This is a genomic window from Domibacillus sp., assembly GCF_031181085.1.
Lineage (GTDB): Bacteria > Bacillota > Bacilli > Bacillales > Domibacillaceae > Domibacillus.
Window position 1 is genome coordinate 146,207 of the sequence record NZ_JAPSLE010000003.1, and the last position, 14,077, is coordinate 160,283.

12 protein-coding genes and 1 pseudogene are annotated in these 14,077 nt (G+C 44.5%); 11 read left to right on the forward strand and 2 right to left on the reverse strand.

Features of this window, described 5'->3' with window-relative positions:
* Positions 1-359 precede the first annotated feature (359 nt).
* Entirely contained in the window at positions 360-764 is a 405-nt protein-coding gene (locus RIN81_RS06615) for a hypothetical protein (RefSeq protein WP_309088563.1), read from the forward strand.
* Positions 765-784: 20 nt separating this feature from the next.
* Here the strand turns inward: RIN81_RS06615 and RIN81_RS15835 are convergent.
* Positions 785-1,381, reverse strand: a pseudogene (locus tag RIN81_RS15835) (DUF3885 domain-containing protein).
* Between the two features lie 78 nt (positions 1,382-1,459).
* Here RIN81_RS15835 and RIN81_RS06630 point away from each other — a divergent pair.
* Both RIN81_RS06630 and RIN81_RS06635 read left to right on the forward strand, forming a co-directional pair.
* Positions 1,460-2,251, forward strand: a complete 792-nt coding sequence (locus RIN81_RS06630) for a DUF4240 domain-containing protein (protein ID WP_309088569.1) — start codon at positions 1,460-1,462, stop codon at positions 2,249-2,251.
* A gap of 233 nt (positions 2,252-2,484) precedes the next feature.
* A complete protein-coding gene (locus RIN81_RS06635) occupies positions 2,485-4,290 on the forward strand; it encodes a solute:sodium symporter family transporter (protein WP_309088571.1) in 1,806 nt (601 codons plus the stop codon).
* A gap of 644 nt (positions 4,291-4,934) precedes the next feature.
* Here RIN81_RS06635 and RIN81_RS06640 read toward each other — a convergent pair.
* Positions 4,935-5,384 (reverse strand): hypothetical protein, encoded by a 450-nt coding sequence (locus RIN81_RS06640; RefSeq protein WP_309088573.1) that lies wholly within the window; start codon positions 5,382-5,384, stop codon positions 4,935-4,937.
* A 378-nt stretch (positions 5,385-5,762) separates the two neighbouring features.
* Between RIN81_RS06640 and RIN81_RS15795 the strand changes: the two genes are divergently transcribed.
* The 8 genes from RIN81_RS15795 to iolD all read left to right on the forward strand — a co-directional run bounded on the left by RIN81_RS15795 (position 5,763) and on the right by iolD (position 14,073).
* The gene (locus RIN81_RS15795) at positions 5,763-5,846 is read left to right on the forward strand and encodes a putative holin-like toxin (RefSeq protein WP_375164517.1); all 84 of its coding nucleotides are present in this window, start codon (positions 5,763-5,765) and stop codon (positions 5,844-5,846) included.
* A gap of 332 nt (positions 5,847-6,178) precedes the next feature.
* The gene (locus RIN81_RS06645) at positions 6,179-6,802 is read left to right on the forward strand and encodes an NUDIX hydrolase (RefSeq protein WP_309088575.1); all 624 of its coding nucleotides are present in this window, start codon (positions 6,179-6,181) and stop codon (positions 6,800-6,802) included.
* A 366-nt stretch (positions 6,803-7,168) separates the two neighbouring features.
* On the forward strand, positions 7,169-7,723 hold the full coding sequence (locus tag RIN81_RS06650) for a histidine phosphatase family protein (RefSeq protein ID WP_309088577.1): 555 nt from the start codon (positions 7,169-7,171) through the stop codon (positions 7,721-7,723).
* A gap of 160 nt (positions 7,724-7,883) precedes the next feature.
* A complete protein-coding gene (locus tag RIN81_RS06655) occupies positions 7,884-8,300 on the forward strand; it encodes a hypothetical protein (RefSeq protein WP_309088579.1) in 417 nt (138 codons plus the stop codon).
* Positions 8,301-8,762: 462 nt separating this feature from the next.
* The gene (locus RIN81_RS06660; RefSeq protein WP_309088581.1) at positions 8,763-10,232 is read left to right on the forward strand and encodes a CoA-acylating methylmalonate-semialdehyde dehydrogenase; all 1,470 of its coding nucleotides are present in this window, start codon (positions 8,763-8,765) and stop codon (positions 10,230-10,232) included.
* Between the two features lie 76 nt (positions 10,233-10,308).
* Positions 10,309-11,124, forward strand: a complete 816-nt coding sequence (gene iolB, locus RIN81_RS06665; RefSeq protein WP_309088583.1) for a 5-deoxy-glucuronate isomerase — start codon at positions 10,309-10,311, stop codon at positions 11,122-11,124.
* A gap of 26 nt (positions 11,125-11,150) precedes the next feature.
* Positions 11,151-12,134 (forward strand): 5-dehydro-2-deoxygluconokinase, encoded by a 984-nt coding sequence (gene iolC, locus RIN81_RS06670; RefSeq protein ID WP_309088585.1) that lies wholly within the window; start codon positions 11,151-11,153, stop codon positions 12,132-12,134.
* A 28-nt stretch (positions 12,135-12,162) separates the two neighbouring features.
* Positions 12,163-14,073 carry a 3D-(3,5/4)-trihydroxycyclohexane-1,2-dione acylhydrolase (decyclizing) gene (gene iolD / locus RIN81_RS06675; protein ID WP_309088587.1) on the forward strand — a complete coding sequence of 637 codons (1,911 nt, stop codon included), beginning with the start codon at positions 12,163-12,165 and terminating at the stop codon, positions 14,071-14,073.
* Positions 14,074-14,077: the final 4 nt, after the last annotated feature.

Below are 14,077 nucleotides of genomic sequence, written 5' to 3' on the forward strand. Positions count from 1 at the left end.
TGAATGATCTTCTTTAAGATTCACAAGCTGGAAAACAATTCTGTAACTATTTCATGGGTTCAGCCAAAGAATAGAATATTAGCAGCAAACAAAAAGCGGCGATGGCTCGTTTGGCAGAGGCGAGCAAAAGCTCTATGTGATTGAATAAGGTAAAAGCCAGACAAATGGTAACATCTGTCTGGCTTTTTTTATAAAATCAACCCGCTGTAAGCTCTTCTTACTATATAATGGGGAAAAATAACAGAAAGAAAGTGAGCAGGATGAAGAAAAGCGCAAAACAATCGATCAAGATATGGAAGATCCTTTTTTAATTTCGCCTTTTTCTAACGCTGTTTCGCTGATAAAAAGGAGGAGAAAAAATGAGGGAAAAAATAGCCAGGCTGATGGCTGTTGGAATGATGACCTTAATTGCGGGCTGCAGTGAAGAGTCAGATTTAACAAGAATTGACGTAGAACGTTTTGAAGAAAATCAGCTTGTTGAAGAGACGGTAACAATTGCAAGAAAAGAAGAGGTTATGGCATTAGAGAAGGTATTCAAGCAGGTAAAGTGGGAGCCGGGCACCCAAGTATCGATGGCGAGAACGGAAGATGTAAAAGTTGTATTGTTTTTTGAAGAGGAAGCTGGCATGCCGGAGCGGCTGCAAACTTATAGAATTTGGCTGCATGAAAAGGGCACGGCAGAAATAATTGGTGAGCAGGAAGATGAAGGATATGGAACAATGTCGAAAGAGTCAGTGAACGGATTGAAAAAAGTGATTCAATAGTAAAAAACAGGATCGGCTTTTTACTTAAACAGCCGCCGATCCATTGTTTCCCGGTCGTAATGGAGAAGCCATTCCCCATATCCTTCGTAAAGAGAACGAAGTGATTCAGCAGAAGCAGCAGAGATATCGAGCCCCCGATCATCGTATATGTGGTAAATGATTCCTTTTATCGGATGAATAAAAAAGTACACTTCTTTTACAATGAGCTTTAAGCCCATATCAATATGGGAAAGGGCCCGAATTAATTGCCAATGATGTATATCACGAACCTGCCCAGCACCGATAAATCGGTCAGTTCTCATACCATCTTCTTTGTGCCATAACCCTCCTTCAATGATCGACCAATGCGGCTTTTTTATGTAATGGCGGAAAATTGATGTGCGCTTTTGACTGTGTCCAGAGTGATACCGATAGACAATTACCTATACTTTGTCGTCCGGATGAAATATCTCCTCAAATAATGTAAAGGCCCTTTTATATACCCGCTCCATGTAACCCGATTCTTTAAAATGTCCCGGCTCTCCAAGCTCAAAACGAAGAGCAACTGATGTATTGTAAAAAAGCGGCTTCTCCAAGGGCAGGCGGCCAAACAGCTTTCGGTATTTTTCATCAAACATTCAACACACCTCCCATGAAAAGATTTCGTAAAGACATTATATAATAAGAACAAAGTTTATCAGAAAAAGGAGAGTCAAATGAGGACATTGCTTGTCTGTCAAACTGAATCAGCGAACAAATTTTGGGAAATAGACGTAACGGGCACTTCATTTGTCGTTACATGGGGGAAAATTGGTACTGCCGGCCAAATGAAAATAAAGGAGTTTAAGTCGGAGGAGGACTGTCAAAAAGAAGCCGGTAAGCAGATCCGTTCAAAATTAAAAAAAGGATATGTAGAAAAAGAAGCGCCTGAGGAATGGTTTAAAAAAAGTGCAATGAATGAAGAAGAAATGTGGACTTTGTTTCAAAAAGCAAAAACAAAAGGCGAAGATATCGAGGAGCAAATGGAATGGCTTGTAACAGTACTTTCCCGTAAATCTGTAATAGACCTTGTTCGGTTCGAAGAAATCTTTAACGAAGTATATAATCAATCTTATACTTCTGACCTATGGGCCGCTGCGTATATTGTGATGGGGGGATGCTCAGATGACTTATTTGATTATTTTAGAGCCTGGCTTTTATATCAAGGGAAAGACATTTATTATGCGGCTATTAAAGAACCAGAAACGATCATTCCATCTTTAGAAAACACCGAGAAACAGGGAGAGATGCCTGAACTTGAAGACTTATTGTTTCTGGCTGTCTATGCGTTTGAGGAAAAAACAGGCTTGGAAGATGAACATTTCTACCGCCTGCAAGAACGCTTAGGCGAAGGGATCCAGGAACAGCCTGATATTGAACTGGATTGGGAAGAAGAAGAGGATCAATTACGTCGACGATTTCCGATGTTATGGGGGAAATACGGAAATTGTCCGCTGGAGTATAAGTAAAGATCGTACTAAAATAAATGCTCGAAAAATATCATTTAGCTTAAACAGCCATTATCCGGATGTTCATCTATTAAATCGAGGCCAAAAAAGGAAGGAAAAGGGGTTTATTCTATCGAAGCATGGGTATGAGGATGGCATACTTACTGGGCATACGCCCTGCATTCAGCGACTATACATAGTGGATCGCTTCTTTTAATGAAAAAAAAGACAAAGGGGATGGAAGGAGCGATAGGATGGGCAGTCAAAATATCTGGTTTACGTTGTTGTCGAGTGCGGTCATCATTGTGCTGCTCGGCATCTGGACGTACAAAAAAACAAAAGGGGCTAATTCCACAACAGAAGGGTATTTTTTAGCCGGGCGCGGTTTGGGCGGCGGCTTTATTGCCGGGGCTTTGATCCTCACAAATTTATCTGCCGAGCAAATGGTCGGATTAAATGGACAGGCGTATGGGACGAATATGAGCAACATGGCGTGGGAAGTCACCGCCGTTTTGGCGATCGTTATCATGGCGTTGATTCTGCTGCCCCGCTATTTAGGCGGCGCGTTTACGACACTTCCGCAATTTCTGCGGGATCGGTATGACGAAGGAGTCCGGCGGCTTACGGTTGTGTTATTTATGCTCGGCTATGTCTTCGTTACCATTCCATCGACCTTATATTCAGGGGCATTAGGGGTTATGAAGCTATTTGATGTAGAAAGCTTATTTGGCATTTCTTATACACAGTCCATTTGGCTGATGGTGTGGGTGATCGGCATCATTGGCGCGTTTTTTGCCATTTTTGGCGGAATGAAGGCGATCGCTGTGTCGGATACTTTTATTGGCATTGGCTTGCTCGTCATTTGTGCGCTTATTCCAATCATGGCGCTGTATCAACTAGGAAGCGGCAGCATTGCAGAAGGTTTTCAAACGATGGCCACAAACCATCCCGAAAAATTAAATGCAGTTGGATCAAGTACCGATTCAGTTCCTTTTGCGACCATTTTTACAGGGATGATTTGGGCAAATCTTTTTTATTGGGGAACGAACCAGTATGCCATTCAGCGGACACTTGGAGCCCGAAACTTGGCAGAAGGACAAAAAGGCGTACTGTATACCGGCTTTTTTAAACTGCTTGTCCCAGTGTTTATGATGCTTCCAGGCGTTATGGCTTTTCACTTATATGGCGGAAAGCTGGCCTCTATTGACCTGGCTTATCCGACACTGGCGGCCAATATTCTCCCATGGTACTTGCAGGGACTTTTTTTAGTTGTACTGCTTGGCGCGGTATTCAGCACTTTTAATGCGCTGATCAATTCAGCTGCAACGATGTTTGCCCTTGATGTTGTTCACCCGTGGAAGCCTCATTTATCGGATGCCAAGCTTCTCAGCTTAAGCAAATGGTTTACAGCAGGGCTTGCGGTTATCAGTTTTTGCATATCCCCTTTGCTTATGTATGCACCAGACGGTTTATGGGAATTGATTCGCCGCTTTACCGGTTTTTTTAACATTCCGATTATCACGATCGTTCTTATTGGCATTTTTGCCAGACGTGTACCGCCCGTTGCTGCTAAAGTGGTCATTGTTTTCCACGTGATTACTTACTATATGATGATTTGGGGAACAAACCACCTTTTTGGTTTTTCGCTCGAAATCAATTATATTCATGTGTATGGTATTTTATTTATAACAGAACTTATCATCATGCTTGTTATCGGAAAGCTATACCCGGCGAAAAAAGCATGGAGCTACACACCCCATCCAAAGATCGATATGAAACCATGGAAATATGCCCTGGCAACGGCTTTCGTACTGATCGGACTGATGTTTGAATTTTATATCGTTTTTTCTCCAATTGGTCTTGCCTATGAAGGAGGGATCGTTTCACCCTTGTTCTGGCCGGCATTAACAGGATTGGCCATTCTGACGGCTGTTGTGGCCGTATGGGCCGTAAAAAAATGGAATGATAAATATAGCCGTTATATTGAAAAACAAAATACGGTCCAGGCAGCGGAAACATCGATTAGTGAACAGCTTGAATCAGCGGAAATCCGCAAATAAAAGACGGCTAAAACCGTCTTTTTTGCTTTTTATTTACCGAAGACAGGGTAAAGTGAAAAAGTAAAGAGCATGGCAGCAGGCTGTTTTTTTCGGCGTTCATGAGAAATATTTTGGCCTTCAGCCTTAAATGACAGGGGATAAAGGGTGAGAGAGCAAATTACTTATGATAAGAAAGCGGAAAGAGCTTATATGCATTTAGCTAACGGATTTTGAAGCTGTTTCTGTAGCAGCAACAGTGGATTTGATGGAAAACCAGGAGAGTATAATCTGCTTGGGGCGGCAAGTACCAGTAATTGGCGTTGAGCTGGCAGGAAGAACCGCTCAAAAAGTAAAGTATCTGAATGGGACAGCAGATGTTTTTGGTCGGGAAGTCACAGCCCAGGGGTTCAAGCATTCTTTTCGGTTAAGTAACGGAAAAGCAGCAGGTTCCGTAGTACATCCGGACTCCCCGCATGTTGTTTTTTGTTTTCCGATGAGTCGTGCAACGAATTTTTTGGAATCGACTTGTATGAAACAGGGGAAAAAACGAGTCTGGCGGTAAATCATATCTGTATGCCGCTGCTTTGCATGCTGAATTTGTCGGTTAGAAAAAGAAAAAGAGCTCTTTTCCTTTCAACAGGAAAAGGAGCTCCTGTGCACCTCTCTTAGTTTCCATCCATAACGCCTTCGGGTACATCTTCTGTGTTAGCCGGGTCATCTCTGTCCGGAATAAACAAGGCGTCACGCACTTCAAGAATACGTGCAGCGGCAGTATTCAGCTTTGTCTCTGCATCAGTCGTCTGGATAGTATCGCCGCCAAGCTGCTGGGCCAACGCATCTACTTTTTGTGAAGCGGTATTCGTTTGGTAAAGAAGGGAATTCAACCGGCTGAGTGAGCGGACACGGGTTTCTTCTGAAATCACTCGTTCTTTTGCCAAATCCGCGTGAATATCTTCGAGCTTTTTATCTATGACTGTAATATGACTTTGGACGGTTTTTAACGATTGTGTTTCAGTATGTGTAGGAACAGAAGCACTGGCTGTTGCGGCTTGAGCGGAGAAAGCAAGACCGACCGCAAGAGCTGGTGCTGCCGCTTTAATAAATGAACGTTTCATTATGCTGCCTCCTTCAGTGGTATCTTTATCTTTTTAGTACCTTCTTTTGGGCCGCTTAACCGAATTTTCAACCCTTTTAACCGAATTGAAATGACATTGTAACGGCTGTGAAACAAAATAGAAAAAAGAAAAAGAGACAGAGACAGCAGGGAGGTTTGGAAGTCTGAAATACTTGAAGAATAGAAAAATCTACTAAAAAAGAACTAATGTTCCGTTTTCGTTATCTATATTTACCAGCTCTATGCTATAATAAAAGTGCGTTGGAATTGCGTCTCAAGGGTGGACAGCATTCTTTTAATCGGCTGGCAGACAAAGAGCGCCGATTCCTGGGGCAATGTCTGCACTACCTGCCCTGCGCAGGCCCGGGGGGTGCTGCCTATGACGACTTTTCAATCGCTGATGCTGATGATTGCTTTCGCTAGTCTCGTTGTTTCAATCATCTCATTAACACAAAAAAAGTAATCCACCCTTGAGCCGACAAGCAGGGGAGTGGATTACCTTTCACTTTCATTTGCTGATCCCCCTTGAAGGGAATTCTGCGCAAGGCCGCTGGTGTTTGCCGCACCAGTGGTCTTTTTTTAATATGTTTCTTTACATATCAATTATACCCCAATCCAGCTCAAATGAAAATTAATTTAATGAAGGGCAGAACAAAGGAAGAAACAGCCGAGGATGGAACGGCCTGTCTGCTGTAATCGGGGCTTGTTTCTTATGATGAAGATATTGAGGCTGATTTTAAAAAGAATAGGGGTTAGATGAAGCCACCTTTTAAAAACCGGGAGGAACGGACAGACATGGAAAGTGAACGACTGCGAATATTTGATGGAGAGCATCATGAAATCGGCACGGCGAGCCGGGAAGAGATTCATAAAGAAGGATACTGGCATGAAACATTTCAATGTTGGCTGTTGAAAAAAGAAGAAAACACCGTGTACATTTACTTTCAAATTCGAAGCAGCATGAAAAAGGATTTTCCGAGCCTGCTCGACATTACTGCGGCAGGACATCTGCTGAAGGATGAAACAGCTGAAGATGGTATTCGAGAAGTAAACGAGGAACTAGGTCTCGACTTAACAATTCACCAGGTACAGCCGCTTGGTATCATAAAAGAATCGATCAAGCTGGAAGGGTTCATTGATCGGGAATTTAGGCATGTATATATGCATCAAATCGAAGAAGGAGTGGAATATGCGCTTCAGCAGGAAGAAGTATCGGGCCTCGTTCGAGCGCCTTTTGGCCTTTTTCAGTCTTTTTGCTTCGGCCAAGTCAACTTTATTGAAGTGGAAGGGTTTCAGATAAACGAAGCTGGAGAAAAGGAATGCGTTAGAAAACGGGCAGATAAGCAGTCGTTTGTACCTCACTCCGATTCTTATTGGAAGCAAGTTGCCGAAGCGATAGGCGCAAAGCTGTCAAGGTAAGTGTTATAAAGTGAAGTATCTGGGCTCTGCTCTTTTCACTTATCATTCAAATAATCTATTTGAAGGTTCTTTTGCATTCAGGTAAGTTTAGGCAAACAAGCCGGATGGACATCTTTCCTGCATGAAGGTCGTTTGTGATAAATCCCTTTGAAAATAGCTTTTTCACTGTATAAAACAAATAAATGAAAGATCCTTATGATGGCTCTCATCTACGCAAAATGTAAGTATACTAGTATGTATACTTAGAAGCATCTATTGTCTGAATGAGCTGGACAAGAGGATGTCTAGTTTCATAGGCAAATCAATTATTATATAAAACTATACCATTCAGCGAAAACTGCTAATAGAAAGTGAGAAATAAAGGCGATGAAAACCATTTTATTAATCCGGCATGGCCGTTCTGCCCATACTGAAAGCAGACCTATGACCGGGCGGGAATTTTCAGCATGGGTGCAGGCTTATAATGAAGCTGGCGTACAGGAAAGCAGCTTTCCGAAGGAGACGGTTGCTTCTATAAAGGATGCAACATGCCTCATCACGAGCGATTTAGTTCGATCCATCGAGTCGGCTAAGTATTTAAATCCGGCTGTTAAAGTACAATCAGACGCGCTGTTTCGTGAAGTAGAGCTGCCAGTTGTTTCTTTTACTCGTTTAAAGCTGCCGCCTGCTGTATGGACAGTTTTACTGAGAACAGTGTGGTTAGCCGGATATAGCCGGCATTGCGAATCATATAAAGAAGCAAAGCGAAGAGCGGAAAAAGGAGCACAGCAGCTGGCCGTAGCTGAACATCGCTCCATTGCTCTTGTTGGTCACGGCTTTTTTAACCAGCTGTTAGCCGGCGAGCTCAGGAAAAACGGGTGGAAGGGCCGCCGGAAAACCAATTCAAATCATTGGTGCTCGACCCTTTACATACTTGAATAGCACTTTTTATGAGATAATGAAAGAAGCGGCTGGAAAATCATATGCCGCTACAAAGAGTAAGTGCTGGCTTGTCTCATATCCAGCCGTTTTTAAAAAAAGGCCAATATCTCTTTTAACTTAAAATGGCTGGAGTCTGTATAGTACAAAAAGGAGTCATAACATGCAAAACAAGTCTTTTTATCAAAAAATCAATTGGGTGATGATTGCTCTATTTGCCATTGCAGCTGCTTGGTCTATTTTTTCAACTTTTACAGTACTTGCCCAGCCGTCCCCAGCTGACGCAGATGCAGATATTCAACAGTCACGGCTGCTGCCTTTTTTCGGGCCGGATCAAGCAGCAGGACTTGTCATACTAGGCGCTTTAGCCGCTTTGCTTATTTGGAAGTGGAAGCGCCTATTTCCGTTCAATGGGCCGCTTGCTTTAGTTTTAGGAGGCATCGTGTATGCTTGGATCTTTTTTACATTCACAATTGGCTGGGTCCGAATGGTTGGAATTTACGGATTTATTCTGGCAGCAGGAATAGGATTTATTATGGTGTTGATTTATGCCATCCTATCTGTTTTTCAAAAAAAATAATGGACGAAAATGCGGACCTGACAGCGTTTGTTGGGTTCTTTATTTTTTGTCGAAAAAAATTACATTGAAAGTGTTTACAAATCAAAAAGAGTGTTGTACACTTTCAATATAAAGTTTTGAAGGTTCAGAAATAACTGAATGAAATCGATTTCAAATAGCGTTTTCATTTAGTAAGGATCGCTGGATTAGTTACTTAATAATCCTATCAAAACGTCAATAAGCTGTTTTCAGTGAAATCGCCTGAAATCGATTTCAGTACCATGTTGCTTGATAAGGCAATGTAAAGGATACTAAGATCATTAATAAAGCAGTAATGAAAACGCTCTATTAAGTGAATGAGTCTCTTAAACAGCGTTCTTATTTTTGAAACATGATGAAATCGATTTCAGTCAAACGCTGCTTTTAAGCCGATGGCCAGCTTCTTGTTTATTTAAAAACCGACTTTTCAAGGAGGAATCAAACATGTCAGCAGTAAACTCAGAAGTGAAAACATTACAAAACTACATAAATGGAGAATGGGTGGATTCTCTGTCCAGCCAGACCGAAACGGTTGTAAATCCGGCAACAGGCGAAGAAATTGCCCAGGTGCCGCTTTCTACAAAAGAAGACGTAGACCGTGCGGTGCAGGCAGCAAGCGAAGCGTTTAAAACATGGTCGCAGACGGCTGTTCCAAAGCGTGCACGCGTTCTTTTCAAATATCAGCAGCTTCTTGTGGATAACTGGGAAGAGCTAGCAAAATTAATCACGATTGAAAACGGAAAAAGTTTGTCAGAAGCCATGGGTGAAGTGCAGCGCGGGATTGAATGCGTAGAATTCGCAGCCGGTGCACCGACACTGATGATGGGCAGCCAGCTTCCAGACATCGCTACAAATATCGAATCAGGCATGTACCGTTACCCGGTTGGCGTAGTAGGCGGGATCACACCGTTCAACTTCCCGATGATGGTGCCTTGCTGGATGTACCCGCTGGCGATCGCATGCGGTAACACATTTGTATTGAAGCCGTCTGAACGTACTCCGCTGTTGGCAGCGAAATTAGTGGATCTATTTAAAGAAGCCGGCCTTCCAGACGGCGTACTAAATATTGTAAACGGAGCGCACGATGTGGTAAACGGCCTTCTTGAGCACCCGGAAGTGAAAGCCATCTCATTTGTTGGCTCACAGCCAGTGGCAGAATACGTATACAAAACAGGCGCAGCGAACTTGAAACGCGTACAGGCGCTTGCAGGAGCGAAAAACCACTCCATCGTTTTGGCAGATGCAAACCTTGACCTGGCCGCAAAAGAAGTCACAGCCGCAGCCTTTGGTTCAGCGGGCGAGCGCTGCATGGCTGCAGCCGTTGTAGCAGTAGAAGAAAGCATTGCCGATGAGTTTATCGCAAAACTAAAAGAAGCAGCAGACAACATTCAAATTGGCAACGGTTTAGATGACGGCGTATTCCTTGGCCCAATCATCCGCGAAAATGCAAAACAGCGTACAATCGGCTACATTGAAGCCGGTATCGAGCAGGGTGCAACGCTTGTGCGTGACGGCCGCGAAGACGAAGCCGCAAAAGGAGATGGATACTTCCTTGGCGCAACCATCTTCGACAACGTGACACAGGAGATGACGATCTGGCAGGATGAAATCTTTGCACCGGTTCTTTCCGTCGTCCGCGTAAAAGACCTGGCAGAAGGTGTGGAGACAGCGAACGCTTCTACACTTGCGAATGGTGCCTGCCTGTACACAGACAGTGCAGCAGCGGTACGCCAGTTCCGTGAAACGATCCACGCAGGCATGCTGGGCATTAACGTTGGGGTGCCAGCGCCAATGGCATTCTTCCCATTCTCAGGCTATAAAAATTCATTCTATGGCGATCTTCATGCGAACGGTAAAGATGGGGTTGAATTCTTTACACGCAAGAAAATGGTCACGGCACGCTACGTGAAGTAATATCTTGGATTTGTCCTGGCTGTCCGGCTCAATCCGGGCAGCGGGTCATTCAAGAAAAAATCAGGAGGTACATAACATGAGCCGCTTGCTTCAAAAACCAATGAAAAAAGAACAGTCAGAAGGCGTCACACTCGTTCATGACGTCACAAAAGAAAACTCCCCCCTCGAATATGTCGGATTTAAAGTCATTGATCTGGCTCCCGGCGCCACTTACACTGAATCATTAAATAAAACAGAATGCTGCATTGTCGCCCTGACAGGCAAAATTCACGTTACCGAAGGAAGCGAAGAATTCCGTAACCTTGGTACACGAGAAAATGTCTTCGAAAAAGTGCCGACAGACAGCGTGTATGTTTCCAACGATAAAACTTTCCACGTAGAAGGCGCAACGGCTGCCCGGGTAGCACTATGCTATTCTCCTTCCCAGGAGCAGCTGCCGACTGTACTTATTAAAGCTTCAGAGGTCGGCATTGAAAACCGCGGCATTTTAAGCAATAAACGGATGGTTCACAATATCCTGCCGGATTCCGACCCGCGCGCAAACAGCCTGCTTGTTGTAGAAGTTTATACGGAAAGCGGAAACTGGTCGAGTTACCCGCCGCACAAACATGACCAGGATAACCTGCCGGATGAGTCATTCTTAGAAGAATCTTACTATCATGAAATGAATCCGCCGCAGGGTTTTGTGTTCCAGCGTGTGTATACAGATGACCGGTCGATTGATGAAACGATGACCGTTGAAAACAGCGATGTTGTGCTTGTTCCAGCTGGATACCATCCAGTCGGCGTACCGGATGGCTATGAGTCTTATTACTTAAATGTCATGGCCGGCCCGACACGTATTTGGAAATTTTACAATGATCCAGACCATGAGTGGATTTTAAAACGTTAACCAAATTAAAGGAGCGGTGAAAACGGATGAACTATACATTCAATCATGAAAAAGAACTTGATGTAATCGCAATTGGACGTGCCTGCATTGACTTAAATGCAAACGAATACAACATGCCGATGGAAGAGACGATGACGTTTACGAAATACGTTGGCGGCTCACCGGCGAATGTCGCCATCGGCAGCGCGAAGCTTGGCTTAAAAGTCGGCTTTATCGGCAAGCTTGCCGATGACCAGCACGGTAGATTCATTGAAAAATACATGCGTGAAGTCGGCGTGGATACATCCAATATGGTCACAGATAAAGAAGGGCATAAAACAGGTCTTGCCTTCACTGAAATTTTAAGCCCGGATGAGTGCAGCATCTTAATGTACCGTGATGATGTGGCAGATTTATACCTTGAGCCATCTGAAGTAAGCGAAGACTACATTCAAAAAGCGAAAATCCTGCTTGTTTCTGGTACAGCGCTGGCAAAAAGCCCGTCTAGAGAAGCCGTTTTAAAATCGGTCAGCCTGGCGAAAAAACACGGCGTGAAAATTGTGTTCGAACTTGACTACCGTCCGTACACATGGCAGTCGCCGGAAGAAACAGCCGTTTATTACTCGCTTGTTGCCGAACAGTCCGATATCGTCATTGGCACACGCGATGAGTTCGATGTAATGGAAAACATCCAGGGTGGCGACAACAATGAAACCATTCAAAACCTATTCAAGCATTCAGCCGATCTTGTTGTGATCAAGCATGGAGTAGAAGGGTCATACGCGTATGCAAAATCGGGAGCAGTATTCCGCGCGCAGGCGTACAAAACAAAAGTACTGAAAACATTTGGTGCAGGTGACTCCTATGCATCTGCCTTCCTTTACGCACTTGTCAGCGGCAAAGACATTGAAACTGCTTTGAAGTATGGCAGTGCTTCTGCATCCATTGTAGTCAGCAAGCACAGCTCGTCTGATGCGATGCCGGTTGCTTCTGAAATTGAGCAGCTGATTGAATCTGCCGTATACGTATAAAAAATGATTCGTTAAGAGGTGAATAGGGATGGGAACCATTCGATTAACTACCGCGCAAGCGTTAATTAAATTTTTAAACCAGCAGTACATTCACGTTGATGGCGAAGAAACACCTTTCGTCGAAGGCATTTTTAACATTTTTGGCCATGGCAACGTGGTCGGAATCGGCCAGGCACTTGAGCAGGACGCAGGCCGTTTAAAAGTCTATCAAGGAAAGAATGAGCAGGGAATGGCTCAGGCGGCAATCGCTTACAGCCGCGAAATGCTCCGCCGCAAAATTTATGCGGTCACCACATCTGCCGGCCCGGGTTCGGCAAACTTGATCGCAGCAGCGGGAACCGCGTTTGCGAACAACATTCCGGTTCTGCTGCTTCCGGCGGATACCTTTGCGACGCGCCAGCCTGATCCAGTGCTTCAGCAGCTGGAGCATGAACACAGCACAGCGGTGACAACAAACGAAGCGTTTATGGCGGTTTCCCGCTATTGGGACCGCGTAACACGCCCGGAACAGTTAATGTCCGCACTGATCCGTGCATTTGAAGTGATGACAGACCCGGCCAAAGCTGGCCCGGCTACTATCTGTATCGCACAGGATGTGGAAGGGGAAGCGTTTGATTATGATGAGCGTTTCTTCGAAAAACGCGTTCATTATCTGGACCGCAAGCCAGCGGTAGAACGCGAGATTCAAGGCGCGGCAGAGCGGATTAAAGCAAGCAAAAAGCCCGTCATTATTGTAGGCGGCGGTGCTCGTTATTCAGGCGCCCGCGACATTTTAAAACAAATTTCCGAAAAGCATAATATCCCGCTTGTAGAAACACAGGCCGGAAAATCAACAGTGGAAGTCTCATTTCCAAATAACCTGGGCGGCGTCGGTATTCTTGGTACGTCGGCTGCAAATAAAGTGGCGCGTGACACAGACCTTGTCATCGGAGTCGGCACACGCTACACAGATTTTACGACTTCATCCAAAACACAGTTTGATTTTGACAAAACGTCATTCTTGAATATTAATGTCAGCCGCCTTCAGGCTTACAAGATGGATGGATTCCAGGTTGTCGCGGATGCAAAAACGGCACTTGAACAGCTGGCACCTCTTTTGGGAGACTATGAAACCGCATTTGGCGGCCTGCTTTCAGCATGGAAAGAAGAGTGGCTGACAGAACGCGACCGTCTGGCGAACGTAACATTTAATCGTGAAAACTTCACGCCGGAAATCAAGGATCAATTTTCTCAGGAAACACTGAATGAATATGCCGATGTGCTGGGCACTGAATTTACACAAACGGCCGCTTTGGTTGCCGCCAATGAAGCAGTCGCACCAGACAGCATCGTCATTGGTTCAGCTGGATCTCTTCCAGGAGACCTGCAGCGCTTATGGCATTCAGATGTACCGAATACGTACCACCTGGAATACGGATATTCCTGCATGGGATATGAAGTGGCCGGTGCACTGGGTGCGAAACTCGCCCACCCGGACCGTGAAGTATACGCAGCCGTTGGAGATGGCAGCTTCCTTATGCTTCACACAGAACTTGTAACAGCGCTTCAATACGATAAAAAAATCAATATTCTCTTGTTTGATAACTCTGGTTATGGATGTATTAATAACCTGCAGATGGATAATGGAAGCGGTTCATACTTCTGTGAGTTCCGTACACATGACAACAAGATTATGAATATCGATTATGCGAAAGTGGCGGAAGCCTACGGAGCAAAATCATACAAAGCCAATACAGTAGAAGAATTGAAAGCAGCGCTTGAAGACGCGAAAAAGCAGTCCGTTTCCACATTGATTGATATGAAAGTGCTTCCGAAAACAATGTCGGATGGCTATGATGGCTGGTGGAACGTTGGCGTCGCTGAAGTATCCGAGTCTGAAAGCGTTCAAAAAGCCTATGCCGCAAGAGCGGAAAAACTAGAAACGGCGAAGATGTATTAAGAGG

What these genes read in the sequence shown, in the direction of transcription:
- RIN81_RS06615 (WP_309088563.1), top strand. Translation starts at nt 360, where the DNA reads ATGAGGGAAAAAATAGCCAGGCTGATGGCTGTTGGAATGATGACCTTA.
- RIN81_RS06630 (WP_309088569.1), top strand. Translation starts at nt 1,460, where the DNA reads ATGAGGACATTGCTTGTCTGTCAAACTGAATCAGCGAACAAATTTTGG.
- RIN81_RS06635 (WP_309088571.1), top strand. Translation starts at nt 2,485, where the DNA reads ATGGGCAGTCAAAATATCTGGTTTACGTTGTTGTCGAGTGCGGTCATC.
- RIN81_RS06640 (WP_309088573.1), bottom strand. Translation starts at nt 5,384, where the DNA reads ATGAAACGTTCATTTATTAAAGCGGCAGCACCAGCTCTTGCGGTCGGT.
- RIN81_RS15795 (WP_375164517.1), top strand. Translation starts at nt 5,763, where the DNA reads ATGACGACTTTTCAATCGCTGATGCTGATGATTGCTTTCGCTAGTCTC.
- RIN81_RS06645 (WP_309088575.1), top strand. Translation starts at nt 6,179, where the DNA reads ATGGAAAGTGAACGACTGCGAATATTTGATGGAGAGCATCATGAAATC.
- RIN81_RS06650 (WP_309088577.1), top strand. Translation starts at nt 7,169, where the DNA reads ATGAAAACCATTTTATTAATCCGGCATGGCCGTTCTGCCCATACTGAA.
- RIN81_RS06655 (WP_309088579.1), top strand. Translation starts at nt 7,884, where the DNA reads ATGCAAAACAAGTCTTTTTATCAAAAAATCAATTGGGTGATGATTGCT.
- RIN81_RS06660 (WP_309088581.1), top strand. Translation starts at nt 8,763, where the DNA reads ATGTCAGCAGTAAACTCAGAAGTGAAAACATTACAAAACTACATAAAT.
- iolB (WP_309088583.1), top strand. Translation starts at nt 10,309, where the DNA reads ATGAGCCGCTTGCTTCAAAAACCAATGAAAAAAGAACAGTCAGAAGGC.
- iolC (WP_309088585.1), top strand. Translation starts at nt 11,151, where the DNA reads ATGAACTATACATTCAATCATGAAAAAGAACTTGATGTAATCGCAATT.
- iolD (WP_309088587.1), top strand. Translation starts at nt 12,163, where the DNA reads ATGGGAACCATTCGATTAACTACCGCGCAAGCGTTAATTAAATTTTTA.